Source organism: Streptomonospora alba (assembly GCF_000826685.1).
GTDB lineage: Bacteria > Actinomycetota > Actinomycetes > Streptosporangiales > Streptosporangiaceae > Streptomonospora > Streptomonospora alba.
This window is the reverse complement of the sequence record NZ_JROO01000028.1, coordinates 44,546-68,382: the sequence shown is the minus strand read 5'-3', so window position 1 is coordinate 68,382 and position 23,837 is coordinate 44,546. Positions and strand designations below refer to the sequence as shown.

Annotated in this window: 22 protein-coding genes; 6 read left to right on the top strand and 16 right to left on the bottom strand. The window is 70.7% G+C overall.

Annotation, left to right across the window (positions count from 1 at the left end):
* Window positions 1-80: 80 nt before the first annotated feature.
* The 3 genes from LP52_RS14745 to LP52_RS27315 all read right to left on the bottom strand — a co-directional run bounded on the left by LP52_RS14745 (window position 81) and on the right by LP52_RS27315 (window position 5,063).
* Window positions 81-2,915, bottom strand: coding sequence for a vitamin B12-dependent ribonucleotide reductase (locus LP52_RS14745; RefSeq protein WP_040274165.1), 2,835 nt, complete (start codon window positions 2,913-2,915; stop codon window positions 81-83).
* A 109-nt stretch (window positions 2,916-3,024) separates the two neighbouring features.
* A complete protein-coding gene (gene nrdR, locus LP52_RS14740) occupies window positions 3,025-3,522 on the bottom strand; it encodes a transcriptional regulator NrdR (RefSeq protein ID WP_040274163.1) in 498 nt (165 codons plus the stop codon).
* Between the two features lie 881 nt (window positions 3,523-4,403).
* Window positions 4,404-5,063 carry a LysM peptidoglycan-binding domain-containing protein gene (locus LP52_RS27315; RefSeq protein ID WP_052809859.1) on the bottom strand — a complete coding sequence of 220 codons (660 nt, stop codon included), beginning with the start codon at window positions 5,061-5,063 and terminating at the stop codon, window positions 4,404-4,406.
* A gap of 337 nt (window positions 5,064-5,400) precedes the next feature.
* Here LP52_RS27315 and lexA point away from each other — a divergent pair, with 337 nt between their 5' ends.
* Window positions 5,401-6,168 carry a transcriptional repressor LexA gene (lexA, locus tag LP52_RS14730; RefSeq protein ID WP_040274161.1) on the top strand — a complete coding sequence of 256 codons (768 nt, stop codon included), beginning with the start codon at window positions 5,401-5,403 and terminating at the stop codon, window positions 6,166-6,168.
* Between the two features lie 297 nt (window positions 6,169-6,465).
* Window positions 6,466-7,545, top strand: coding sequence for an alpha/beta fold hydrolase (locus LP52_RS14725; protein ID WP_040274160.1), 1,080 nt, complete (start codon window positions 6,466-6,468; stop codon window positions 7,543-7,545).
* A gap of 29 nt (window positions 7,546-7,574) precedes the next feature.
* On the opposite strand, the gene LP52_RS14720 is transcribed toward LP52_RS14725, so the two are convergent.
* The 4 genes from LP52_RS14720 to LP52_RS14705 form a co-directional block, all read right to left on the bottom strand.
* The gene (locus LP52_RS14720; protein WP_052809858.1) at window positions 7,575-8,405 is read right to left on the bottom strand and encodes a hypothetical protein; all 831 of its coding nucleotides are present in this window, start codon (window positions 8,403-8,405) and stop codon (window positions 7,575-7,577) included.
* 156 nt (window positions 8,406-8,561) lie between these two features.
* Complete coding sequence (locus LP52_RS14715; RefSeq protein WP_052809857.1) at window positions 8,562-9,212, bottom strand: hypothetical protein; 651 nt, start codon at window positions 9,210-9,212, stop codon at window positions 8,562-8,564.
* 3 nt (window positions 9,213-9,215) lie between these two features.
* Complete coding sequence (gene leuS / locus LP52_RS14710) at window positions 9,216-11,711, bottom strand: leucine--tRNA ligase (protein WP_040274159.1); 2,496 nt, start codon at window positions 11,709-11,711, stop codon at window positions 9,216-9,218.
* 220 nt (window positions 11,712-11,931) lie between these two features.
* Entirely contained in the window at window positions 11,932-12,498 is a 567-nt protein-coding gene (locus LP52_RS14705) for a hypothetical protein (protein WP_040274157.1), read from the bottom strand.
* 248 nt (window positions 12,499-12,746) lie between these two features.
* On the opposite strand from LP52_RS14705, the gene LP52_RS14700 reads away from it, so the two are divergent.
* Window positions 12,747-13,169 carry a DUF6406 domain-containing protein gene (locus LP52_RS14700; RefSeq protein ID WP_040274155.1) on the top strand — a complete coding sequence of 141 codons (423 nt, stop codon included), beginning with the start codon at window positions 12,747-12,749 and terminating at the stop codon, window positions 13,167-13,169.
* A gap of 94 nt (window positions 13,170-13,263) precedes the next feature.
* Window positions 13,264-14,805 (top strand): long-chain-fatty-acid--CoA ligase, encoded by a 1,542-nt coding sequence (locus tag LP52_RS14695; RefSeq protein WP_040274154.1) that lies wholly within the window; start codon window positions 13,264-13,266, stop codon window positions 14,803-14,805.
* A gap of 108 nt (window positions 14,806-14,913) precedes the next feature.
* Here LP52_RS14695 and LP52_RS14690 read toward each other — a convergent pair whose 3' ends face one another.
* From LP52_RS14690 to LP52_RS14660, 7 genes are all read right to left on the bottom strand, one after another.
* Window positions 14,914-15,138, bottom strand: a complete 225-nt coding sequence (locus tag LP52_RS14690; RefSeq protein WP_040274153.1) for a hypothetical protein — start codon at window positions 15,136-15,138, stop codon at window positions 14,914-14,916.
* 193 nt (window positions 15,139-15,331) lie between these two features.
* A complete protein-coding gene (locus LP52_RS14685; RefSeq protein ID WP_052809856.1) occupies window positions 15,332-16,180 on the bottom strand; it encodes a carbohydrate ABC transporter permease in 849 nt (282 codons plus the stop codon).
* Window positions 16,177-17,154: a carbohydrate ABC transporter permease gene (locus tag LP52_RS14680; protein WP_040274243.1), complete on the bottom strand. Its 978-nt coding sequence runs from the start codon at window positions 17,152-17,154 to the stop codon at window positions 16,177-16,179. The genes LP52_RS14685 and LP52_RS14680 overlap by 4 nt, the downstream gene beginning before the upstream one ends.
* Window positions 17,155-17,206: 52 nt before the next feature.
* Complete coding sequence (locus tag LP52_RS14675; RefSeq protein WP_040274151.1) at window positions 17,207-18,484, bottom strand: sugar ABC transporter substrate-binding protein; 1,278 nt, start codon at window positions 18,482-18,484, stop codon at window positions 17,207-17,209.
* A gap of 223 nt (window positions 18,485-18,707) precedes the next feature.
* The gene (locus tag LP52_RS14670; RefSeq protein ID WP_040274150.1) at window positions 18,708-19,976 is read right to left on the bottom strand and encodes a cytochrome P450; all 1,269 of its coding nucleotides are present in this window, start codon (window positions 19,974-19,976) and stop codon (window positions 18,708-18,710) included.
* 143 nt (window positions 19,977-20,119) lie between these two features.
* Window positions 20,120-20,299: a DUF397 domain-containing protein gene (locus tag LP52_RS14665; protein WP_040274149.1), complete on the bottom strand. Its 180-nt coding sequence runs from the start codon at window positions 20,297-20,299 to the stop codon at window positions 20,120-20,122.
* Complete coding sequence (locus LP52_RS14660) at window positions 20,296-21,111, bottom strand: helix-turn-helix domain-containing protein (protein ID WP_040274242.1); 816 nt, start codon at window positions 21,109-21,111, stop codon at window positions 20,296-20,298. The genes LP52_RS14665 and LP52_RS14660 overlap by 4 nt, the downstream gene beginning before the upstream one ends.
* Before the next feature lie 179 nt (window positions 21,112-21,290).
* On the opposite strand from LP52_RS14660, the gene LP52_RS14655 reads away from it, so the two are divergent.
* Both LP52_RS14655 and LP52_RS14650 read left to right on the top strand, forming a co-directional pair.
* Entirely contained in the window at window positions 21,291-21,500 is a 210-nt protein-coding gene (locus LP52_RS14655) for a hypothetical protein (RefSeq protein WP_040274148.1), read from the top strand.
* Window positions 21,497-21,775, top strand: coding sequence for a hypothetical protein (locus LP52_RS14650; RefSeq protein WP_040274147.1), 279 nt, complete (start codon window positions 21,497-21,499; stop codon window positions 21,773-21,775). The genes LP52_RS14655 and LP52_RS14650 overlap by 4 nt, the downstream gene beginning before the upstream one ends.
* Window positions 21,776-21,994: 219 nt before the next feature.
* Here the strand turns inward: LP52_RS14650 and LP52_RS14645 are convergent, their stop codons facing one another.
* Window positions 21,995-22,444, bottom strand: a complete 450-nt coding sequence (locus tag LP52_RS14645; RefSeq protein ID WP_040274146.1) for a hypothetical protein — start codon at window positions 22,442-22,444, stop codon at window positions 21,995-21,997.
* Window positions 22,445-22,569: 125 nt separating this feature from the next.
* Entirely contained in the window at window positions 22,570-23,829 is a 1,260-nt protein-coding gene (locus tag LP52_RS14640; RefSeq protein WP_040274145.1) for an SAM-dependent methyltransferase, read from the bottom strand.
* Between the last annotated feature and the right edge of the window lie 8 nt (window positions 23,830-23,837).

The window sequence follows — 23,837 nt, the reverse complement described above, 5'->3', positions numbered from 1 at the left end:
CGGCCCGCCGTGACGGGAACCGGCGGCGGCCCGGTCTGGTTCGGGCCGCCGCCGGTCGGTCGTGCCGTGCCTAACCGGCCTCAGCTGCAGCCGCTGGTGGCGCCGCAGCCCTCGCAGGCGTAGCAGCTGCCCGACGGCCGCATCTTGGTGCCGCAGGTGACGCACAACGGAGCGTCGGCGACGAAGCCCTGGCTGCGCTCGACCGGTTCGACGGTCGAGCGCCGCCCGCCGCGCTCCTCCTCGCCGGAGTTTCCGGTGTCCTCCTCCTCGGCGGCGCGCTCGGCCGGGGTCAGCGGAGCCGACTGGGCGTAGGACTCCACCTCGGCGGCGACCTGGGCCGGGTCCTCGCCGTTGGCCTGAGCGCGGCGCTCCTCGGCCGAGAGCACGCCCAGAGCGGCGCGCTCGTCATAGGGCAGGTAGTCCAGCGCCAGGCGGCGGAAGATGTAGTCGATGACCGACTGGGCCATGCGGATGTCGGGATCGTCGGTCATCCCCGCCGGGTCGAAGCGCATGTTGGTGAACTTGTCGACGTAGGTCTCCAGCGGGACCCCGTACTGCAGCGCGATCGAGATGGCGATGGAGAACGCGTCCATGACGCCGGCGAGCGTGGAGCCCTGCTTGCCGAGCTTCATGAAGACCTCGCCGAGGCCGTCGTCGGGGTAGGAGCCCGCGGTGATGTATCCCTCCGCGCCGCCGACCGAGAAGGACACGGTCTGGCTCGGCCGCTTCTTGGGCAGGCGGCGCCGCACGGGGCGGTTGACCTCGACGACCTCCGGCTCGGGCGTGGACTGCTCCTTGCTCTCGGTGGAGGCGGTGGACAGCGGCTGGCCGACCTTGCAGTTGTCGCGGTAGACCGCCAGCGCCTTGAGCCCCAGCTTCCAGCCCTGGAAGTAGATGTGCTCGAAGTCCTCCACGGTGGCGTCCTCGGGCACGTTCACCGTCTTGGAGATCGCGCCGGAGAGGAACGGCTGCACAGCGCCCATCATCTCCACGTGGCCCATGGGCTTGATGTAGCGCTTGCCCATGGCGCAGTCGAAGACCTCGTAGTGCTCGGGGCGCAGCCCGGGGGCGTCGACGACGTGGCCGTTGTCGGCGATGTACTCGACGATCGCCTCGACCTGCTCCTCCTGGTAGCCGAGGTTGCGCAGCGCCCGCGGGATCGCCTGGTTGACGATCTGCATCGACCCGCCGCCGACCAGCTTCTTGTACTTGACCAGCGAGAAGTCGGGCTCGATGCCGGTGGTGTCGCAGTCCATCATGAAGCCGATGGTCCCCGTGGGGGCGAGCAGACTGGCCTGGGCGTTGCGCCAGCCGTTCTTCTCGCCGGTCTTGAGGCACTGCTGCCAGGCCGTGGTGGCCGCGGTGGAGATGGCGCGGTCCATGGAGCCGACGGCGCGCAGGTCGTCGTTGGCGGCGGCGTGTTTGCGCATGACCCGCTTGTGGGCCTCGGTGTTCTTGGCGTAGCCCTCGTAGGGGCCCACGACGCCGGCCATCTCGGCGCTGCGCTTGTAGGCGGTGCCGGTCATCAGCGAGGTGATGGCGCCCGCGACGGCGCGGCCGCCGTCGGAGTCGTAGGCGTGGCCGGTGGCCATCAGCAGGGCGCCGAGATTGGCGTAGCCGATGCCCAGCTGGCGGAAGGCCCGGGTCGTCTCGCCGATCTTCTCGGTGGGGAAGTCGGCGAAGCTGATGGAGATGTCCATCGCCGTGATGACCAGCTCGGTCAGCTTGACGAAGGACGCGATGTCGAACTCGTCCTTCTCGTCGAGGAACTTCAGCAGGTTGATCGAGGCCAGGTTGCAGGAGGAGTTGTCGAGGTGGACGTACTCCGAGCACGGGTTGCTCGCACTGATACGCCCGCTTTCGGGCGTGGTGTGCCAGTCGTTGATGGTGTCGTCGTACTGCAGTCCGGGGTCGGCGCACTCCCAGGCGGCCTTGGCCATCGTGCGGAACAGCTCGTTGGCGTCGACGGTGGCCACGACCTCACCGGAGGTACGCGACGTCAGCCCGAAGTCGGAGCCGGATTCCACGGCGCGCATGAAGGCGTCGGAGACCCGCACGGAGTTGTTGGCGTTCTGGTACTGGACGCTGAACATGTCGTCGCCGCCCAGGTCGACGTCGAACCCGGCGTCGCGCAGGGCGCGGATCTTGTGCTCCTCGCGCGCCTTGGTCTGGACGAACTCCCCGATGTCGGGGTGGTCGACGTCGAGCACGACCATCTTGGCGGCACGGCGGGTGGCGCCGCCGGATTTGATGGTCCCCGCCGAGGCGTCGGCGCCGCGCATGAAGGACACCGGGCCCGAGGCGGTGCCGCCGGAGGTCAGCAGCTCGCTGCTGGAGCGGATCCGCGAGAGGTTGACCCCCGCGCCGGAACCGCCCTTGAAGATGATCCCCTCTTCCTTGTACCAGTCCAGGATCGACTCCATGGTGTCGTCCACGGAGAGGATGAAGCATGCCGAGACCTGCTGGCTGGAGGAGGTGCCGACGTTGAACCAGACGGGGGAGTTGAAGCTGAAGTACTGGTTGACCAGAGCGTGCTTGAGCTCGTGGTCGAAGATCTCGGCGTCTTCGTCGGTGGCGAAGTAGCCGTAGGCCTTGCCGGTCTCGGTGTAGGTGCCGGCCACCCTGTCGACAAGCTGCTTGAGGCTCCACTCGCGCTCGGGGGTGCCCATCGCGCCGCGGAAGTACTTGCTCGCGACGATCTGGGTGGCGTTCATCGACCAGCCGGCGGGGAACTCCACGCCGCGCTGCTCGAAGTTGACCGTGCCGTCGCGCCAGTTGGTCATGACGACGTCGCGGCGCTCCCACTCGACCGCGTCATAGGGGTGGACGTCCGGCTGCGTGAAGATGCGCTCCATCTTCAGCCCCTTGCGCCGGTCCTTTCCCTTGCGAGCCGCCCCGCTTGCGGTCTCAGTCATCTCGCTCCCCCTGCTCCTCGTCGCGTACCCGGTTCATGCACCGCTCCACCCGGCCCGGTGCGGTGCGTCGTGCTCGCCCGGCCGCCCACTGCGGCCCTGTCCTCGTCCTTCAGTCCTCGTCCTCGGCCTCGGCCGGTTGCGCCGGAGTGGCCCCGCTTCGCTCCCGTCCCTCGCGCAGTACGGCGATCTCGGTCTCGAAGTCGGCCAGCGACTCGAATCCGCGGTAGACCGAGGCGAAGTGCAGGTAGGCGACCTCGTCGAGCTCACGCAGCGGGCCGAGTATCGCCAGTCCGATCTCGTGGGCGGGGACCTCGGCCACGCCCCGGGAGCGGATCTCCTCCTCGACCTGCTGGCCCAGCTGGGCCAGCGAGTCCTCGGTGACCGGCCGCCCCTGGCAGGCACGCCGCACACCGGCGACGATCTTGGTCCGGGAGAACGGCTCGGTCACGCCCGAGCGCTTGGCCACCATCAGCAGGACCGTCTCCTGCGTGGTGAAGCGGCGCTCGCACTGCGGACAGGACCTCCGGCGCCGGATGGCCGAGCCGTCCTCGGCGGACCGGCTGTCGATCACCCGGGTGTCCGGATGACGGCAGAACGGGCAGTGCACGCCGGCGTCCCTCCCCCGTGATCGGCTCGGCTCGTCCCGGCCCCGGCGCCGCGGCCGCACGGCGCCGCCCGCGGATGTGCGGGATGCGCCGGCACGGCGGTGGCCCGGTGGCCGGTCCCCGTCGGAATCGCCCGCGGAGCGGTGGATCGACGAGGATCAGGTACCTACTAAAGCACAATTTCTAGGCTGCGTGTTCCACGGCGAGCACTAGATGTTGTGGTTAACCTATGACCGCCCTACCCACTACGCAAGTCCCTGATGCAGACGGCGCCAGAGCGCCGCAGGTCACCGGCGCCAAAACACGTGAGGTGGCCGGGCGCGCCCTCTGCGTCCCCGCGCACACGGCCCCGCCGTGTGTGTATGGCCACAGCCGGGCGCGTCCGCTCCGGCGATCCCGGCCGCAGGACCTGGATGCGCCCGCACCTGCGGTGGCGTTTCGGCGAAGAGGAGGACCGGCGCACCGGCGGCGATCCGGACGGATGTCCGGCGACGGCCTCGGGGGCGGCCGGTCGGTACCTTACTCGTCCGCGCCGCCCGCGCCGACGGCCACACGCCGAGGCCGCGCAGGGTCCTCAGGCCGTGTGCACGGCGGGTCGGCGCATGGCACCGGCACCGCGGCGGGCGCAGTGGGAAATCTCCACGGCGGCACCGGCGCGGCTGTGCCGGCGGCTGTGGAGCTGCGCGCAGGGGCCCGGGCGCAATCGGCGGCGGGTCGACTCGGGGCGCGGGCGATCGGTGCGCCGACGCATGCTTCCGACGCTGCGCGGCGGCCCCGGCGCGGCGCCTGCACGGGTGCCGCCCGGCGCTGGAGCCGGCGCGGCTTGCGGCTCGCCGCTGGATCGACACGCCCGGGGTCCGGTGCGGCCGGTTCGGGCGTCCGGTCAGAAGTCCGGCATGACGAGCTCTTGGCCGGGTTCGAGCTCGGACTCGCCGAGGCCGTTCTCCCGGACGATCTCGTGCACGGTGCTGCGCGGGTCGTCGGCGGGCCGCACGCGCTCGGCGATCTCCCACAGCGTGTCGCCGTCGCGGACGACGACGGTGGAGGGGGCTTCCTCGCGGATCGCGCTCTCGGCGGGCGCGCCCGAGGCGGAGGCGCCCCCGGTGGTGGCGGCCATGACGAGCGAGGCGAGCACGGCGGTGGCCAGGACCGAGGCGGCAGCGCCCACGACCATGCGCCCGCGGCGGGTAAGGCGGTCGTTCCAGACCTGGACCGCGGCGGTGAGCACCGGAGCCGCGGCAGCGGTGAACGCCGGGACCGCGGCGCGAGCGGCGGCGGCCGACTCGGGAGCCGGATACGCCGTGCGCGAGCGGTGCGCGGTCCGCGGGGCGGCCGCGGCGCGGCTCCACTCCGGGAGCTGCTCGGCCCAGTCGAACAGCGCGCCGTTGTGCGCGCCCGGCATCGCTGTGGTGGCAGCCGACGCGCTCTCGCTCCCGCGGGCGGGTGCCGCGGCCGACGGCGCCTGCGCCGGAACCACCGACAGCCGCGCGCGTCGGCGGCGCCGGTCGGGCCCCTCGGGAGCCGGTGTGTCGGGCCAGGTCACGGGGGATTCGAATGCAGCGGCGGATTGAGACGCAGACAGAGTCATGGCCACACAGCCCTCACCTTCGTACGCCAGTCCATTAGAACTAACGTTCGATTCCTACCGCATCCGGGCGAAATTTTCAGCACCATCTCGAACGTTTGTTTGATATTGCCGTGTGCACGCAGTAACGTTGGACATGTTTCGCTGCGGTATCGGCGACGCCACTCCAGGTGGCGATACGCGCGTTACCGCTGTCGAAGATCGATCGACTGGCTGGTCCCACACGTCGGGGGGACCGCCTGACGCCTGCACCGATAGCCGCACCCAGAACAACCGACCCCCGAGGAGGCCGGCCGTGCCGGAGGAGAACCACGGAACCCAGGAACCTCACGCGGGCGGGGGGTCCGTCACCGCGCTCCGGTCCACTGCCGCTCCACCCGCGGATCCGCAGGATTCCACCGACGGTGCCGAGAGTGCACCGAAGCTTACCGCCCGGCAGCAGAGCGTATTGAACTGCATCCACCGATACGTGCGGCGGCGCGGGTATCCGCCGTCGATCCGGGAGATCGGCGACGCGGTGGGGCTATCGAGCCCGTCCAGTGTGGCGCACCAATTGAAGGTGTTGCAACGCAAGGGCTATCTCTATCGCGATCAGAACCGCCCACGCGCGGTCGAAATTCGCATTCCGGGACAGCCTCCGGTCCGTTCGTGGGACCAGTTGGAGGAGACTCCCGAGGCCGACGAATCCCGGGCCACGGCGGTCCCGGTGGTCGGGCGCATCGCCGCGGGCGGCCCGATCCTGGCCGAGGAGTCCATCGAGGACGTGCTCACCCTGCCCAAGCAGCTCGTGGGCGAGGGGCGGCTGTTCATGCTGAACGTGGTCGGCGATTCGATGGTCGACGCGGCCATCACCGACGGCGACCTGGTCGTGGTCCGCCAGCAGCCCGACGCCAACAACGGCGACATCGTGGCTGCGCTGCTCGATGACGAGGCCACGGTGAAGACCTTCAAGCGCGACGCCGACCACGTGTGGCTGCTGCCGCGGAACGACGACTACAAGCCCATTCTCGGCGACGAGGCCACCATTCTCGGCAAGGTCGTCACCGTTCTGCGCCGCGTATGACACCCCCGCTATAACGACTTCGACTCGCTTCGGCACGGGTCCGTGATCTCGACGGGAGATTACGGACCCGTCGCGTTTTCGGAATTCAACGGTTATCCCGCCTCCTGCGGTTCGCCGCAGTGACCGCTGCGGCCCTACACCACTGCGCCGCCCCGACGCCAGGGGCCGAAGACCGTGCTGCGTGCCGAGAACCCGCCACGGAGCGTGCGGCGTTCGGCGCCTCCCGGCTTCCGCACGGGACTCCCGGTTCGCGCCGAGCATGTCGGCTGATGCCGGGCGGGCACTACGGTAGGAGCCATGCCCGTCCGCTCCCCTCTGCGCGTCGCCGCCCCGTCCGTGCTTCTGGCAGCGCTGCTCGCCGCCGGCTGCTCCCCCGGCGGCGGAGACTCCGGCACCGCCCCCGAGCCGCCCGGCGTCCGCCCGCAGCAGCGCCAGGTGACCTTCGAAAGCGGCCCCGACACCCTCCACGGCACCTTCGCGCTGCCGCCCGGCGGCGGCGCGGACCTGCCCGCCGCGCTGATCGTCTCCGGCAGCGGCCCCACCGACCGCAACGGCGACAACCCGGGGCGGCCCGACGCCGGCACCAACAAGAACTTCGCGCGCGTACTGGCCTCGGCGGGGGTCGCCTCCCTGCGCTACGACAAGCTCGGCAGCGGCGAGACGGGCATGGCCTCGCGCGAGGACGACGAGACCATCGGCTACGGCGTCTTCGCCCAGGAGTTCGCCGACGCCTACGCCCACCTGGCCGCCCAGCCCGAGGTCGACCCGTCCCGGCTGATCGTGCTGGGACACAGCGAAGGCGCGCTGTTCGCGCTGAACGCCCACGAGATCGTCGAGGAGCACCCGCCCAGCGCCCTCGTCCTCGCCGCCCCGCCCGGCCGGCGCTACCTCGACACCGTCGACCGCCAGCTCACCGAGCAGGTCCGCCGGGCCGAGGCCGCCGGTTCCCTGGACTTCGCCCAGGCCGAGGAGACACTGTCCGACGTGCGCTACGCCGTCGCCCGGATCCGTGACGGCGAAGGCGTGGACGAGCTGAACCTCGCTCCTGAGGTGGAGAGGATCTTCACTCCCGAGTTCGTGCCCTTCCTGCGCAGGATCGACACCATGGACCCGCGCGAGCTGGCCGGTGGCCTGCCCGACGGCACCGGCACCCTGGTGCTGCACGGCACCGCCGATTCCCAGATCACCGGCGACGACGTCGACCGCCTCATGGACGGCCTGTCCGGCGCCGAACGCGTCGACATCGAGGGCGCCGACCACGTGTTCCGGATGTACAGCGACGCCCCTGGCGCGGCGGTCCTCGACGCCGACCGCCGCTTCTCCCCCGACGTGGGACCCGCTCTCCGCGAATTCCTGGAGTCGGAGGCGGGGCTCTAGGGGACCGCCGGAGGGGTGCCGGGCACCGTTCAGTAGTCGCCCTGCTCGATCTCGTCGGCGACAGCGCGCGCAAGCGACTCGGCGTTGGACAGCGCCACGTCGCCGGGGATGGACGCGTCGGCCTGGTAGCTGACAGCGGCGGTGTGGCAGGCCATGGTGTACAGGTTCGACATCCGCACCCCGACGCAGCCCCAGTCGAATCCCCGCAGCGTCTCGTTCCAGGCCTCGGCCTCATCGCCGACGTCGGAGATGGTGTGGGCGTCCTTGTCCTGCGCCGCGGCCCGCAGTGCGGTGGAAGCGGCCTCGGTCCCCGGGGTGCCGGTGCGGTCGGCGTAGCGGACGAGCGCCAAGCGGGCGACGGCGGGGACGCGGGCGGCGGTCTGCGGGGTGGCCCAGCGGCACTCGTAGCCGTCGCGGAGCTCAGGGTCGAAGTTCTCGATCCGCCGGTTCAGCTCGGTCTCGCGGGCAGGCACCAAGGCGTCGAGCACCTCCTCGGGGGCCACGGAGCAGTCGGGCGCCGCGCCGTATTCGCCGCTCGGGGCCGAGCCGAGCGCCACGATCGCCCACACTCCGGCGCCGACCAGGGCCAGCACCACGACGGCCAGCGCGGCGATGGCCGCGGTCGCGCATCCGCGACTCTGCGACGGTGCCGTCGAGATGGGTTCGGGCTGCGGAGGGGCGCCGAGCGGCGGACCGGCGGGCTCGCGCCCGCTGTTGGGCGCGGAAGCGTCCTCATGCCCCGCTTGGTGCTCCTGCGGCTCGCCGGGCCCGTCCCCGTGCTCCCCCGGAGGCCGGGCCGCCGAGCCGCCGGGCGGATCGTGCGCCCCGGGTCCCGGACCGCCCGAAGGTGGCTGGGGCATCGGTGCCTCCCCTGTCCTGGTGGTGATCGCCTGGTGTTGCTCGGCGCCTGTGAGGCACACGGCGCGCAAAGCGCGGTCGGCCACGCTACTACCCCGCCTCGGCCCGGCATCGCCCACGGGTACGCCTGTGCGCGGCCGCGCGGGTGGGGCTCGCGGCTACAGCGACGCGGCCACCTGCTCGGCGAGGCCGATGGCGCTGTCTCTGGCCGCGTCGTAGCCCATGCCGCCGCCACCGTCGGCGTCGCCGCCGTAGAAGACCTGGATGAGCATGTTGTCGCGGCGGAAGGCGACTTCGGCCGACGTGCCGTCGGAGGTGCCCGGCCAGACCAGTGCCCCCTCGCCCAGCTCGGGCACGGGTTCGGCGCCCTCGAGCCCGCCGATGGGGGCCAGCTGCTCCAGCCTGCGGTCAGCGGCGCGGGCGCCGCTGACATCGCCGGCCTTGTCGGTGAAGTGGGCCGTGAAGTCGACGTGCAGCGAGCGCGGCGGACCCTCGGTGCCGACGGAGGTCCACACGCAGGTGGAGCTGTCGGCGTTGTCCATCGGGCCGTGCGCGCTGGTCTCCAGCGCCGCGTCGGGCACGAGTTCGCGGACCTCCTGGCGGGGCACCGAGGAGCACGCGGGGGCGGCGGCGTGGGTGTCGGCCTCGTCGGCGCCGACGGCCGGGGAACCGCGCCCCCACAGCAGACCCGCGGTGACCGCGACGACCACCAGCAGAAGCGCTCCTGCACCCGCGGCGATCCACAGCCGCCGCGGTGAACCCTCCTGGCCGCCGCCGGGGAAGCCCAGTGCGCGCCCGATCCGGTTCATTCGTCAGGCCACCACGACGTTGACCAGCTTGGGCGCCTTGACCACGACCCTGCGGACCTCCTTGCCGCCGATGAAGCTCTGGACCTTCTCCGAGGCGAGTGCGAGCCGCTCCAGCTCATCGGGCTCGATGTCGGGAGCGACTTCCAGCTTGTCACGGACCTTGCTGGAGACCTGCACGACACACGTGACCGACTCCTGGGTCAGCAGCTCGGGCACGGGGGTGCGCCAATTGCCGATGGCGACCGAGCCGGCGTGGCCGAGGCGCTCCCAGCCCTCCTCGGCTGCGTAGGGAGCGAACAGCGACAGGGTGACCGCGATGACCTCGGCGGCCTCTCGCACAGCGGGGTCCTGCGCGCCGGGGCCGGAGTCGATTGCCTTGCGCGCGGCGGTGACCAGCTCCATCAGCCGCGCGACGGCGACGTTGAACCTGTGGGCCTCCACGGCGACGGTGATCTTGTCCAGCGCCTGGTGGGTGGCCTTGCGCAGCGCCACGTCGCCCTGGGAGGGGTCGGCGCCGGGCGCGGTGGCGGCACCGGCCTCGACCATGACCCGGAAGGCGCGGTTCAGGAACTTCAGGGAGGCCGCCGGGGAGACGTCGGCCCAGTCGATGTCGTCCTCGGGCGGGCCGGAGAAGAGGACGGTCAGCCGTACGGCGTCCACACCGTACTTCTCGATCTCCTCGCCCAGGTCGACGCCGTTGCCCAGGGACTTGGACATGGCCTTGCCCTGGTTGATGACCTGGCCCTGGTTCAGCAGGCGGCGGAAGGGCTCGGTGAAGGACACCAGGCCCATGTCGTAGAGCACCTTGGTGAAGAAGCGGCTGTAGAGCAGGTGCAGGATCGCGTGCTCCACACCCCCCACGTACTGGTCGATCGGCCCCCACTCGGCGACCTTGTCGACGTCGAAAGGCGCGTCACCGGTGTGCGGGGAGCAGTAGCGCAGGTAGTACCACGACGAGTCGACGAAGGTGTCCATCGTGTCGGTGTCGCGCTCGGCGGCGCCGCCGCACGCGGGGCACTCGACGTTGACCCAGTCGGCGGCCGCGGCCAGCGGGGAAACGCCCTTGGGGGCCAGGTCGGCGCCCCTGAGGTTGTCGGGCAGCTTCACCGGCAGCTGGTCGTCGGGGACGGGGACCTCACCGCAGTCGGGGCAGTGGATGATCGGGATCGGCGTGCCCCAGAACCGCTGGCGCGACAGCAGCCAGTCGCGCAGCCGGTAGTTGACCGAGGCGGTGCCGGTGCCGCGCTCCTGAAGGACCTCGATGATGCGGTCGATCGCCTCGCCCTTGGCCAGGCCGTCCAGCGGCCCGGAGTTCATCAGGCGGCCTTCGCCGGGGGTGGCCGTTCCGGTTTCGGCGGGATCGCCCTCGCCGGTCTCGACGACCTCGCGCACGGGCAGGTCGAATGTGAGCGCGAAGTCGAGGTCGCGTTGATCGTGGGCGGGCACGGCCATGATGGCCCCGTGCCCGTACTCGGCGAGCACGTAGTCGGCGGCCCACACGGGGATGCGCTCGCCGTTGACCGGGTTGATCGCGTAGCGGCCGAGGAAGACGCCGGACTTCTCACGCTCGATCGACTGGCGGTCGATGTCGCTGAGCCGGGCCACCTGCTCTTTGTAGGCGTCGAGGTCGGCGCGGTGCTCGGGCGTGCACAGCTCGTCGGCCAGCGGGGCGTCGGCCGCGACCACGAAGAAGGTCGCACCGTAGAGGGTGTCGGGCCGGGTGGTGAAGACGGTGACCGGCTCGGCGCGGCCCTCGATCGTGAAGTCGACGTCGGCGCCGGTGGAGCGGCCGATCCAGTTTCGCTGCATCAGCAGCACACGCTCGGGCCAGTTGCCTTCCAGCTGCTCCATGTCCTCGAGCAGGCGGTCGGCGTATTCGGTGATGCGGAAGTACCACTGGTTCAGGCTGCGGCGCGCGACCTCGCTGCCGCAGCGCTCGCAGCGGCCCTGCACGACCTGCTCGTTGGCGAGCACGGTCTGGTCCTGGGGGCACCAGTTGACCAGCCCTTCCTTCCGGTAGGCCAGGCTGCGCTCGAAGAAGCGCAGGAACAGCCACTGGTTCCACCGGTAGTACTCGGGGTCGCTGGTGTGCAGGCGGCGCGTCCAGTCCAGCGATACGCCGTAGCGCTTGAAGGACTCCGCCTGGGTCTCGATGTTGGCGTAGGTCCATTCGGCGGGGTGGGTGCCGTTCTTGATGGCGGCGTTCTCGGCGGGCAGGCCGAAGGAGTCCCAGCCGATGGGGTGCAGGACGTTCTCGCCGAGCTGGAAGCGGTAGCGGGCGACGACGTCGCCGATGGCGAACGCCTCGGCGTGGCCCATGTGCAAGTCGCCGGAGGGATAAGGGAACATGTCGAGGACGTAGGAGCGCGGACGGTCGTCGGCCGGGTCCTCACTGGCCGTGAAGGGGTTCTCCTTGGCCCATCGCGCCTGCCACTTGTCCTGGAGCGCGCGAGCGTCGTAGGAGTCGCTCGCCACCTGGTCTCCGTCTACCGCTGTCATCGCTGGTTCGTCCTCTAACCGGTCGCACTTGAGGGCACGTGGCGGCTGGGAGGTCGCGGCTTCGTCGCCGCGCGCCCTCGGGGGTCGGCGCCACCGCGGCGGGCTGCCAGCCGGGTCTTCGCACCAAGGTTAGCGCGGTTCGGGACGCTCCCCGGACGCCGCGGCGGCGCCCCCGGCCGGTGCGGCCTGCGGCCGGGGGTGGGATCAGGCGGACGCCGCCCTACCTCTTGCGGTCTCTCCGGATTTCCCCGGGACGGGGGATGGCTCCGGACCTGCCCTCGGCGGGTTCGTCGGCGGGGGCGCCTTGGGAATCGCGGGCGCCGGCCGCGCGGCGGAACTCGATGGCGGCGCGTTCGTGCTCCTCGGCGGCGAGGCGGCGCTGGCGGACGGGTTCGGGTTCGAGCTCGGCCTCCTCCGGGACCGGGCGGTGGATCTCGGCGTCGCGCTCCAGGGCGGGGCGCCCGGTCGCCTCTTCGTCGAGCAGTCGGCGGGTCTCGCGGTCGACGTCGGTGGTGATGGGCGTGGTCTCGTGGCGCTCGCCCTCGATGGCGAGGGCCGTCTCGTGGTCGATGTCGGTCTCCATGGCACCGCGGTCGGTGGTCTCCTCGACGACGGTCTGCGGTGCGAACGCGCCGCGCTGCCGCCAGGGGAAGCGGCGGCGCTGGGGGTCGGCCAGGCCGGCGCGGAAGTAGGTACGCGGTTGGTCGGTCAACTGCACCAGGCGCCAGGTCGCAAACACCGCGGTCGCCAGGACCAGGATTCCGATGGTCCAAATCCACATGGGCATCGCGGACTCCTCGGGGTCGTCCGTGTGGCTCGCTTAGGGGCCTACTAACCGAATACGCCGCCGGGAAAAGGTTCCGTTGCGCCCGGTTCACCGCGGCGATGGGAGAATGGGGTCGGAGGGCCTCCCCGTATTCGCCCCTTCCCTTCCCTGAGCCGCGCCGGCACTGCGCCGAGCCGGCCCCCGCCACCGCTGCCCCGCCGGTGCGCCCTGCGCGCGCCATCCCCCGAATCCGTGGAGATCCACCGAAGATGACCGTGTTCGACGCCGCCCGCCGCACCCCTCGGATCGCGATCGCCGCCGCTGCGGCGGCCGCCCTGCTGGCGGGAGCCGCGGCCTGCGCCCAGGGCGCGCCCGAGCCCGCGCCGAGCAGCTCCGCCCCGGTTCTCGGGGTGGACAACGACCGCGTCCAGTTGATGGAGGGCGCCTCGGCCTCGGTCGCCGCCGAGGGCGCAGACGAGCCCGTCGAACTGGAGCTGACCGGCTACGAGGACGGGACGGAGCCGACCGTGGTGATCACGGCCCTGCCCCCGGACGGTCCGCCCTCCGAGTACACGCTCAGCCTGGGCGATCATCTTGAGGCCGGCGGGGCGTCCTGGCGGGTCTCCGAGATCGGGATCAGCGAGTCCCAGGCCCAGCCGGCGAGCGTGACGCTGATGCGCGACGAGGAATGACGCCCGGCGCCGGTGGCAACTACCCCACCAGCCGCAACCAAGTTACTGTGCGGTAGAACAGTGACCGAAACCACCTCGCACAGCTGGAGGCGCCATGCTCAACCTCGCCGCACTTCTCGAAGACGGCGCCCGGGCGGTCCCCGACCGCGACTGCCTGGTATTCGGTGACCTGCGGATCGATTACGCCACGGCGAACATGATCGCCAACCAGGTGGCCGAGCTGCTCACCGCGCGCGGCGTCAAGCGCGGTGACCGCGTCGCCCTTGCCAGTCCCAACACGCCCTACTTCCCGTTCGTCTACTTCGGCGCGCTCAAGGCCGGGGCCGTGGTGGTACCGCTCAACGTACTGCTGACCTCCCGCGAGATCGCGTTCCACCTGGAGGACTCGGGGGCCAAGGCGCTGTTCGCCTTCACCGGCACGCCCGACCTGCCGCTGGGCGAGCGGGCGTTCGCCGCCTTCAACGAGACCGACTCCTGCGAGACCTACATCGACCTGCCGGGCTCCCCCGGCGCCACGGAGTCCGAGATCGACGGCGCCGAGACCCTGTGGGCCGCGCTGGCCGGCACCACCGGAGCCTTCTCCACGGTCCAGACCGAGGCCGACGACACCGCCGTCCTCATCTACACCAGCGGCACCACCGGCTCTCCCAAGGGCGCCGAGCTGTCGCACATGAACCTGCTGTTCAACGCGGTGGCCTCGGATTCGCTGTTCGAGAGGGCCGACCGCGACGTCTACCTGACGGTGCTGCCGCTGTTCCACATCTTCGGCCAGACGACGATGCTGAACTGCGGCCTGTACCGGCACGCGACCCTGGTGCTGCAGGCCCGCTTCGACGCCGACGAGGCGCTGTCGCTGATGGAGAAGGAGCACGTGACCGTCTTCGCGGGGGTGCCCACCATGTACTGGGGCCTGCTGGGCGCCAAGGGCGACCACGACATGGCGGCCATCACCTCCAACCTGGGCACCGCGGTCTCGGGCGGCAGCGCACTGCCCGGCGAGGTGCAGCGCAACATGAAGGACCGCTTCGGGGTGGAGGTGCTGGAGGGCTACGGGCTCTCGGAGACCTCGCCGGTGGTCTCCTTCAACAATCCGAAGGTCAAGGCCAAGACGGGCTCGATCGGCCGACCCGTCTGGGGCGTCGAGATGAAGCTGGTCGACAGCGAGTTCAACGCCGTGGAGGGCGAGGGGCCCGGCGAGATCGCGGTGCGCGGCCACTGCGTGATGAAGGGGTATCACAACCGCCCCGACGCCAACGCGCAGGTGTTCAGCGACGGCTGGTTCCGCACCGGCGACATCGCGCGCCGCGACGAGGAGGGCTTCTACTTCATCGTCGACCGCTCCAAGGACATGATCATCCGGGGCGGCTACAACGTGTACCCGCGCGAGCTGGAGGAGGTGCTGATGACGCACCCCGAGGTCAGCCTGGCCGCGGTGGTGGGCGTCGAGCACGAGTCGCACGGCGAGGAGATCAAGGCGTACATCATCCGCGAGGAGGGCGCCTCGCTGACCCAGGAGCAGCTCCTGGAGTGGTGCAAGGAGCGGATGGCCGCCTACAAGTATCCCCGGCTGGTCGAGTTCCGCGACTCGCTGCCGATGACGGCGACCGGCAAGATCCTCAAGCGCGAACTGCGCTGAGGGGCGGTTTCGGCCCCGCACGACGACGTGGGCAGGTGCGTCGTGCGGGCGCCGCTCCCCCGTCGGCGGGGCCGGTCCGCCCCGGAAGCGGCGGCCTCCCGGCGGGGGTCACAGCGGCCGCCATTGGGCGCCGCAGACCACGCAGCGGAACTCGATCGGCTTGCCGCAGGACTTGCAGTGCGGCCCCGGGCTGTACTCGCCGAGGTGGTCGGCGTGGCGGTCGGCGAAGTAGCGCAGCTGCATGCAGGAGTTGCAGCGGATCTGCACGGTCGTGGGGCTTCTGGGCCACGGGGCCTCGGGTTCGATCGGGTGCTCGGTCGACTCGGCGTCCATATCGCCCCTTCGTGCGGCGCGTCCCGGCTGTCGTCAGCCGCCACCTTTGCGAACCCGGGGCGGGCGGTCAAGGCGCGGGCGCGCCGGTCGCGAGCCCCGCCCCGCGCCTGAAGCCGGCGGTTCCGGCCCGGCACGTCGCTCCGGTGGCGCTACGCGCCTCGCTGCGGTAGCCGGACGGCTGCGGCTCCGCTGCTCACTTGACCGCTCCCTGGGTGAGTCCGGCGACCAGCCCGCGCTGCACGAGCAGGAAGAACGCCATCACGGGCAGGGTGATGACCGTGGAGGCGGCCATGACCGAACTCCAGTCGGTGGTGTACTGGCCGAAGAACTGCCGCAGCCCCACGGCCACGGTGTACTTGTCGGACTGGTTCATGAAGGTCAGCGCCAGGATGAACTCGTTCCAGGCGGTGATGAAGGAGAAGACGCCGGTGGCCACCAGCCCGGGTGCCACCAGCGGAAACAGCACCGACCAGAACATCCGGCCCCACGAGCAGCCGTCGATGTAGGCGGCCTCCTCGACCTCGGCGGGCACGGCGGCGGCGAACCCGCGCAGCATCCACACCGCGAACGGCAGCGCCAGGGCGATGTAGACGGCTGCCAGGCCGAGCAGCGAGTTGAGCATCTGCAGGTCGCGCACCTGCAGGAACAACGGGATGACCAGGGCCTCCAGCGGCACCATCTGCACGGTCAGCACCAGCACGAGCACGGTGGTGCGCAGGCGGAACCGGAACCGGGCCACCGCGACCGCCGCCAGCAGGGCCAGCACGCTGCTGCCGACGACCGTCAGCCCGGCGACGGCCAGCGAGTTGCCCAGGTAGCGCAGGAACCCGGCCTCGGCCAGCACGAAGCGGAAGTTCTCCCAGGTCATCGAGGTGGGCAGCAGCGCGTCGGTGCCCGAGGACGGCCCCTCCGACAGCGCGCTGACGAGCATGAAGTAGGCGGGGAACAGCGTGAAGGCCAGTACTCCCGCCACCGCCAGGGCGCGCAGCGCCGGGCGCGCCAGGCGGCGCGCGGCGGGTCCGCGGCGGCCGCGGGCGCTCACCGCAGCTCCTCGTCGCGGAAGATGGTGCGCAGGTAGCCGACCGTGATCGCCAGCAGCATCAGCGTGAGCAGCACGGCGATGGCCGATCCCAGGCCGTAGGACTGGTTGGCGAAGGAGCGCACGTAGGACCACACGCCGAGGTTGAGCACGTCGCGGTTGCCGCCCGACCCGCCGGGCATCAGGTAGACCTGCGCGAACACCTTGAAGTCCCAGATGGTGGAGAGGATGGTGACCACGGCGAAGACCGGGCGGATGGTGGGGACCGTGACGTTGCGGAACCGCTGCCAGGCGCCGGCGCCGTCCAGCAGCGCCGCCTCGTGCAGCTCGCGCGGGATGGTCAGCAGTCCGGCGAGAACGGTCACCGCCACGAACGGGAACCCGTGGTGGATGACGTTGAGCGCGGCGACGGCGTAGAACGTCACCCGTTCGGCGAACCAGTTGTACCCCTCGGGTCCCACGATGCCGACGGCCTGCAGCAGCCGCCGTACCGGCCCGTCGTCGACGTCGAAGATCCAGATCCACACGTAGGTGCCCGAGACCGCGGGCATGGCCCAGGCGATCAGGACGCAGCCGAGCACCGCGGTGCGGGCGATCCTGCTGAGGGTGTTGAGCAGCAGCGCGACAAGGGTGCCGAAGACCACCGTGCCGACCACGGCGACCAGGGCGAACACCGCGGTGTTGGGCAGCGCGACGGTCCACAGGTAGCGGTCGGTGAGCAGGCGGGCGTAGTTGTCCAGCCCGATGTAGTCGCTGCGTCCCGATACGACGTTGTCGAGGCCGTAGTCCTGCACCGACAGCCACACCACGCGCCCCAGCGGCAACAGCAGCAGGACCGCGATGACCGCCAGGGCGGGGGCGAGCAGCGTCCAGGGCAGCCAGCGCCGCCGGGTGCGGGCGCTCAGCCGGGGGCGGCGGGGACCGCTGCGCCCGGCCGCGGCCGGCGCGCCGCTCCTCCTCGGCCCCGGTGCGCGCACCGGGGCTCCGGGCACGCCGGCCTGCCGGGTGGTGAGGGGGTCGGCCACGGGTTCAGGAGCCTTCGTTGAGGATGCCTTCGACCTCCTCGGCGGCGCGCGCGGTGGCCTCCCCCACCGTCGCCTCCTCGTTGAGGATGTCCTGCAGCATGGCCTCCAGCACCATGTCGCCCTGCACCTTGCCGAAGTTCTCGGTGGCGGGCAGGCCGCGCCCGGCCTCGCTCATCTGCTCGGCGAAGGGCCGCACGAGCGGGTCGTCGGAGGCGGTGTAGGGCTCCAGTTGCTTCCGCTTGCCGGGGAAGTAGGTGGTGGCCTCGGACCAGCGGCGGGCGTTGTCGTCGTTGGTCACCGTCTCGACGTAGGACCAGGCCAGATCGGGGTCCTCGGCGGCGTTGAAGACGGACAGGTGCGAGCCGCCGAGGAAGGACGGGCTGTAGCCGCCGTCGGGGCCGGGGATCGGGAAGGCGCCGATGTCGCCCTCCAGGTCGGGGTTGGCCTCCAGTATGGCGGCGGGCGTCCAGCTGCCGCCGATCATCATGGCGACGTCGCCGGAGATGAAGTTGTCCTGGAGGTCGGTCTCCTTCCAGGTTCCGGCACCCGTGCTGGAGACGCCGTCCTCCAGGGCGAGGCCGGTGTAGAAGGAGAGACCTTCGCGCGCCTGGGCGGAGTCCAGCCCTGAGCTCCACCGCCCGTCGGAGGAGGAGGCGATATCGGCGCCGTTGCCCCAGACGAAGGGCAGCGCCTGGTAGACGGCGTCGCCCGGCACGGGGAAGGCGGTCATGCCGTCGCGCTCCTCGGAGACGGTGATGGCCGTCTCGCGCAGTTCCTCCCAGGTGGTGGGCTCCTCCAGGCCGAGATCCTCGAAGACGTCGGTGCGGTAGATGACGGCGCGCACACCGGCGTACCAGGGCACGCCGTAGAGGCCGCCGTCGAACGTGCCGGCCTCGGTCAGGCCGGGCACGTAGGCGTCGGTCGAGCCGACGTGGTCGGAGAGGTCCGCCAGCGCGCCCGCACCGGCGAACTCCGTGGTCCAGGTGGTGCCGACCTCGGCGACGTCGGGCATGGTGTTGCCGGCGATGGCGGTGGTGAACTTGTCGTGGGCGTCGGCCCAGGGCACGAACTCCACGTCGACCTCGGCGCCGGTCTGTTCGCGGAACCGCTCGCCGATGTCGTCGAAGTAGGCGGTGGCGTCGGGGTGGGTGCCTTCCATGATCCAGACGTCGAGGGTCTGGCCTTCGCCGTCGCCGCCTCCCCCGCCGCACGCGGCGGCGAGGAGGGCCAGGGCGGCGGCCGCCGCGGCGGCTCGCGGTCGTCGGGCGCAGGTGCGTGCCATCGGAGATCTCCCGTCCACTCGCGATCCCCCCGGGTGGTAAGAAACTTACGCAAAATAACGGCCGGTGTGAAGTAATCGACAACCAGCGGCCCCGGCAACGCTTGAGCACCGTCTTCGCACCTGCGCGACCGGACGACAACGGTACCGCCTTATACGGTCACGGTGTGTACCCGTTTCCCGTGTCAGGCGAGCCCGCCGCCCGCGCGGCGGCTCGCCGGTGCCGTCAGAACTCGCAGGGCATCGACTTGATCCCGTTGACGAAGTTCGAGGCCAGCCGCTTGGGCGGGGCCGCGGCGCGGATCGTGGGCACACTCCGGTGCAGCTCGCGGAGCATCACCGTGACCTCGCGCCGGGCCAGGTGGGCGCCCAGGCAGAAGTGCGGGCCGGGGCCGCCGAAGCCCAGGTGCGGGTTGGGTTTGCGGGTGATGTCGAAGGTGTCGGGGTCCTCGAAGACCGCGGAGTCGCGGTTGGCCGAAGCGTAGTAGAGCAGCGTCTTGTCGCCTTCGCGGAAGGTGTGCCCGTTCATCTCGTGGTCGCGGGTGAGGGTCCGCCGCATCCACACCACCGGCGAGGCGTGGCGGACGATCTCCTCGACGGCGCCGGGGGCGTGGGTCTCGAAGTCCGACCAGAGCAGTTCGCGCTGCTTCGGGTTCTCGGTGAGCAGGCGCAGGCCGTGGCTGATGGCGTTGCGCGTGGTCTCGTTGCCGGCCACGGCCAGCAGGATGAAGAACGAGCCCAGTTCCTGGTCGGTCAGCGACTCGCCGTCGACGTTGGCGTTGACCAGCGCGGAGGTCAGGTCGGAGGTGGGTTCGGCGCGCCGCTGCGCGGCAAGCTCAGCCAGCAGGCGCGACAGGTTCTCCCCCGCCTCCAGCAGCCGCGTCATCGCGGTTTCGGCGTCGTCGCCGAGGTATTCCGGGTCGTTGCCCGCCAGCACGACGTTGGAGTTCTCCAGCACCTCCCGGTGCCGTTCCTCGGGGATGCCCATCATCTCGCAGATGACCACCAGCGGCAGGCGTGCGGCGACGCGGGAGACGAAGTCGCAGGGTCCGGTCTCGCGGAGGTCGTCGGCGATGCGCGCGGCGTGGCGCTCCACGTCCTCCTGCAGGCGGGTGAGCATGCGCGGGGTGAAACCGCGCGAGACGACGCGCCGCAGGCGGGCGTGGCGCGGGTCGTCGAGGTTGATCAGCGAGCCGAAGTACTCGGCGAAGTCCGGGGGCATGTCCGGGATCGAGATGGCGCTGGGCTGGGAGGCGAAGACGCCCGGTTCGCGGCTGGCCTCGGCGACGTCGGCGTGGGTGACCAGCGCGTAGTAGCCGGGGCCGGGCGGCAGCGGGCCCATGTCCGGTTCGGCGAAGAACTGCGGCGGATGGGCCCGCAGCCGGGCGAAGGCGGCGTGGCGCTCCTCCAGCGGCTGCTTCCAGAACTCGTTGTCCGACAGGTCGATGTCGGAGATGTCGGGCAGTGCGCCGGCAGTGGGGGGCGACTGGGCCATGGAGGGAGCACTCCTTGCGGATATACCGGAAACGTCACCCACACTGTTTACACACAAGCACTTCGTGTCAAGCGGCCTGCGGACCCCCTGAAAACGGTCGAGCCCCCGCCGGAACCGGCGGAGGCTCGTGGGGGGTCTGGCGGTTAGAAGTCTTTGATACCGGCGAGGAAGGCCTGCCACTCCTGCGCGGGGAACACGAGGTGGCCGTGCTCGCGGTGCCGGGTGTCGCGCACGAGGGTCTGGACGCCCTCGGCAACCTCGACGCAGTTGTCAGCTCCGCCACTGCTGTAGCTGCTCTTGTGCCATTTTCGGGTGCCACTCATTTGAACTCCTCCTCGATCTTGCCGACCAACTCCCGGGAGGCCTCCGGGGGAAGCGCTATCCCTCGAATCTCCGCAAAGACCGACATGTAATCTTCGAAGGCTTCCTGGTCATCCGACGCGTTCCCATACCGGCGCGACTCCGTATAGACAACGGGCCCCCGCCCCGGGACGGTGAAGACGTGGAACGCGCCGTCTGTCCCCGGATGCACGGTCGAGGCCATGGGTACTACTTGTAGGGACAAGCGTGACGAGCGGGACACTTTAGCCAAGTGTTCCAACTGCGCTCGCATGATGTCATATCCGCCTGTCGGGCGGCGAAGGACATGCTCTTCCACCACTACTCGCACCATCGGGCCGTCCGGATCTTCGAGGATCGCCTGCCGATCCGACCTTGCGGCTACGCGCTCGTCAACCTCCGATCGGGTCAATTCGGGGTGCCCTTGCTGAGTGATGGCGCGGGCATAGCCCGGTGTCTGAATCAGTCCGGGGACACTTAGCGGCTGATAGACCCTGATCTCGGATGCCTCGCGCTCGATCGAGACCACGTCAAGGAACCAAGCAGCGAACCCCCTGCTCTCATCGTCGAGCTCGTTCCACCGTTTCACCAAGTCCCCACCGGCGGTAAGAACGCCATCGATCCTGCGAACCTGATCCGCGCTTGTACCTTTTGCGCCAGTCTCAATCGAGCTGAGCTGCGACTGGGATATGCGGGCCGCTCGGGCGAGCTGAGTCTGTGTCATACCTGCGACATCGCGCCACTTTCGCACCGCCTGCCCGAAGGACCGAAAGGCGGGGTTCTTGGGTTTCACCATGAATTCAGTTTCTACCGCCAACCGACCGCCGGCAACCGCTTCCTATAAAATGATTTCGCTCTTCAGCGATATTCATGGACGAGCGGTATACGCGGGGTCATGCTGTTGGCCATAGAAAGACCCCCGCGACGCAGCAACGTCCGGGGGCGTGGTCCCCAGCTACCAAGGAGCTGAGAACGATGTCGATCCTACTGGGATTGATGGCCCCGATCGCCCTGCTCGCCCGGCTCGCGCGACCGGCGCGCGGGCTGCACGCGGCACCGCGCCGGATCGCCGAAACCTACGCGGACTCCCACCTGCCCCTACGTCGAACCGGGGCCGCCGCGACGGTCGGCGGTCTCGACTCCGGCACGCTCCGGCTCGGACCGGCACGGAGGGCGGCGGCATGATCCTCGCCCGGTTCAGCTCCGTCGGCGCCAAGACGTCGATCAGTCTCTACGACGCGCTCGCCGTCGAGCGCGACCCCGGCGGCGACTGCCGCGAGGAGTTCACCGTGCGGCGCCTCCACGCCCGCTCGGGCGACTCGGGGCGACCGCCCGGATTCGCGGCCGACTACACGACGGTCCGCGCATGGCTGGTCCTGGAAGGCGTTCCCGAAAAGTGGGCCGACCGCGCGTTGCGAAGCCTTCGCTCCGGCCACCTTCCCTTCGAGGAGGAATGGTGATCCCTCCGCTTCCCTCGCACGGGGTTCCGCCGCGGCGGCGTCCGGACCGGGTCCGCCCCTATGCTCGACGGCTCCTGCCCGCTGCTGCCGCCCCGGAGCTGCCCGAAACCGCCGAATCCGCGCCCGGCGCCCCGTGCCGCCGACCTTGCCCCTGGTGTGCGGCTCGGCGCCGGACGTGACGGCGGCAACGGGACAGGGCGGCAGGCGCGCGGACCGGACCTACTCCTCGCCGCCCGTGGCGATGCGCAGGGTCGAGATCAGCTCGGCGGGCTTGTAGACGGCCTGGCCGATGGCCGCCGCGAAGGCGGCGAGCATGTGCAGATAGACGGTGGGGTCGCCGTTGGTGAAGCGCTCCGCCGCCTCTTCCTCGCCCACCGAGTGGGCCTCCCACGCGGTGATCACCGCGAACTCCACCTCGGGGGCGAGCATGTCGGCGACGGTGGAGGCGACGGCCTCGCGCGAGTCGGCCGGTTTCCAGACCACCCCGGTCTCCTGGACCCGCCGGGAGAGAAAGGAGCCGAAGACCTTGAGCTCGGAGATGGCGGTGTCGGTGCTGTCGCCGATTTCGGCCACGGTGCGGTCGAGCAGGTCGCGGTCCTTGCGGACATAGGCGTCGACCAGCGTGATGGCGAGCTGCTTGGTGCGGTCCGTGTCGTCTGTGCCAGGCATACCCCCATGATGCCCCCAGCGGCGCAGTCGATGGGCCCTCGCCCGCCCCCGCGCGCCGCCGGGGGCGGGCGCACGCACGCCCCGGCCGTGCACGCCCTGCGTGTGCACGGCCGGAGTGCTCCAGGTCAGTCGAAACGCGGCCGAAGCGGCATGTGCGAGTCGGTGCCGTCGAGCTTGACGCCGAGGATCTGGTGGAGCTGGACGACGTCGCGCTCGAAGCCGAGGATGCAGCCGTTCATGTACAGCCGCCACACCCGGGCCGTGCCCTCGCCGACCTCGCGCACCGCCGCGTCCCAGTTGCGGTCCAGGTTGGCGGCCCAGTGCCGCAGCGTCAGCGCGTAGTGCTCGCGCAGGTTCTCCTGGTGGCGGATCTCGAAGCCGGCGTCGTTCATCCGCATCTGGATCTCGCCCGGCCCCTCCAGCTCGCCGTCGGGGAAGACGTAGCGGTTGATGACGCCGCCGGGCTTCATCGCCGGCAGGTCGTTGCGCGGGCGGGTGATGCAGTGGTTGAGCAGCCGACCGCCCGGCTTGAGCTTGGAGTAGAGCCCGCCGAAGTAGTCGGGCAGGTTCTTCTTGCCGATGTGCTCGGTCAGGCCGATGGAGCTGATCCGGTCGTAGATGCCGTCGGGCACGTCCCGGTAGTCCATGTGGCGGACCTCGGCCAGGTCGGACAGCCCCTCCTGGGCGATGCGCTTGCTCGCCCACTCGGCCTGCTCCTTGGACAGGGTCACGCCCAGCCCCTTGACGCCGTACTCGCGGGCCGCGTGCATCACCATGCCGCCCCAGCCGCAGCCGACGTCGAGCAGCCGCATGCCCTCCTCCAGGCCGAGCTTGCGGGCCACCAGGTCGTGCTTGTCGTGCTGGGCCTGCTCCAGCGAGTTCTCCTCGCTGCCGAACACGGCGCAGGTGTAGGTCATCGACGGCCCCAGCACCAGCTCGTAGAAGGCGTTGGAGACGTCGTAGTGGTGGTGGATCACCTCGGCGTCGCGCCCCTTGGCGTGCCGGGCGCCCAGCCACGACAGCCTGCTGCGGCGCATCTCCTGCGGCGGTGGCGCCACGCGGTTGGCGAACTTCACCCAGCCGATGCCGCGGGCGATGCGCGCCATCTCCGCCGGGGACATCCGCATCCCGTCGCTGAAGGCGAGGCCGGCCATCCGGCTCAGAGCGGTGTACATGTCGCCCTCGACGTCGAGATGGCCGGACACGTACGCGCGCGTCAGCCCCATCGCGCCGGGCGACTGGGCCAGGTAGTTTAACGCCACCGGGGTGCGCACGACGAGCGTCGTGTCGCTGCCGGGGTCGCCGGCCGTGCTGCCGTCGTAGGCGCGGAAGCGAACAGGTGCGTCCTTGCCGACGACGCGTTCGAAGATCTCCGCTAGCCGCATTCTTCTTC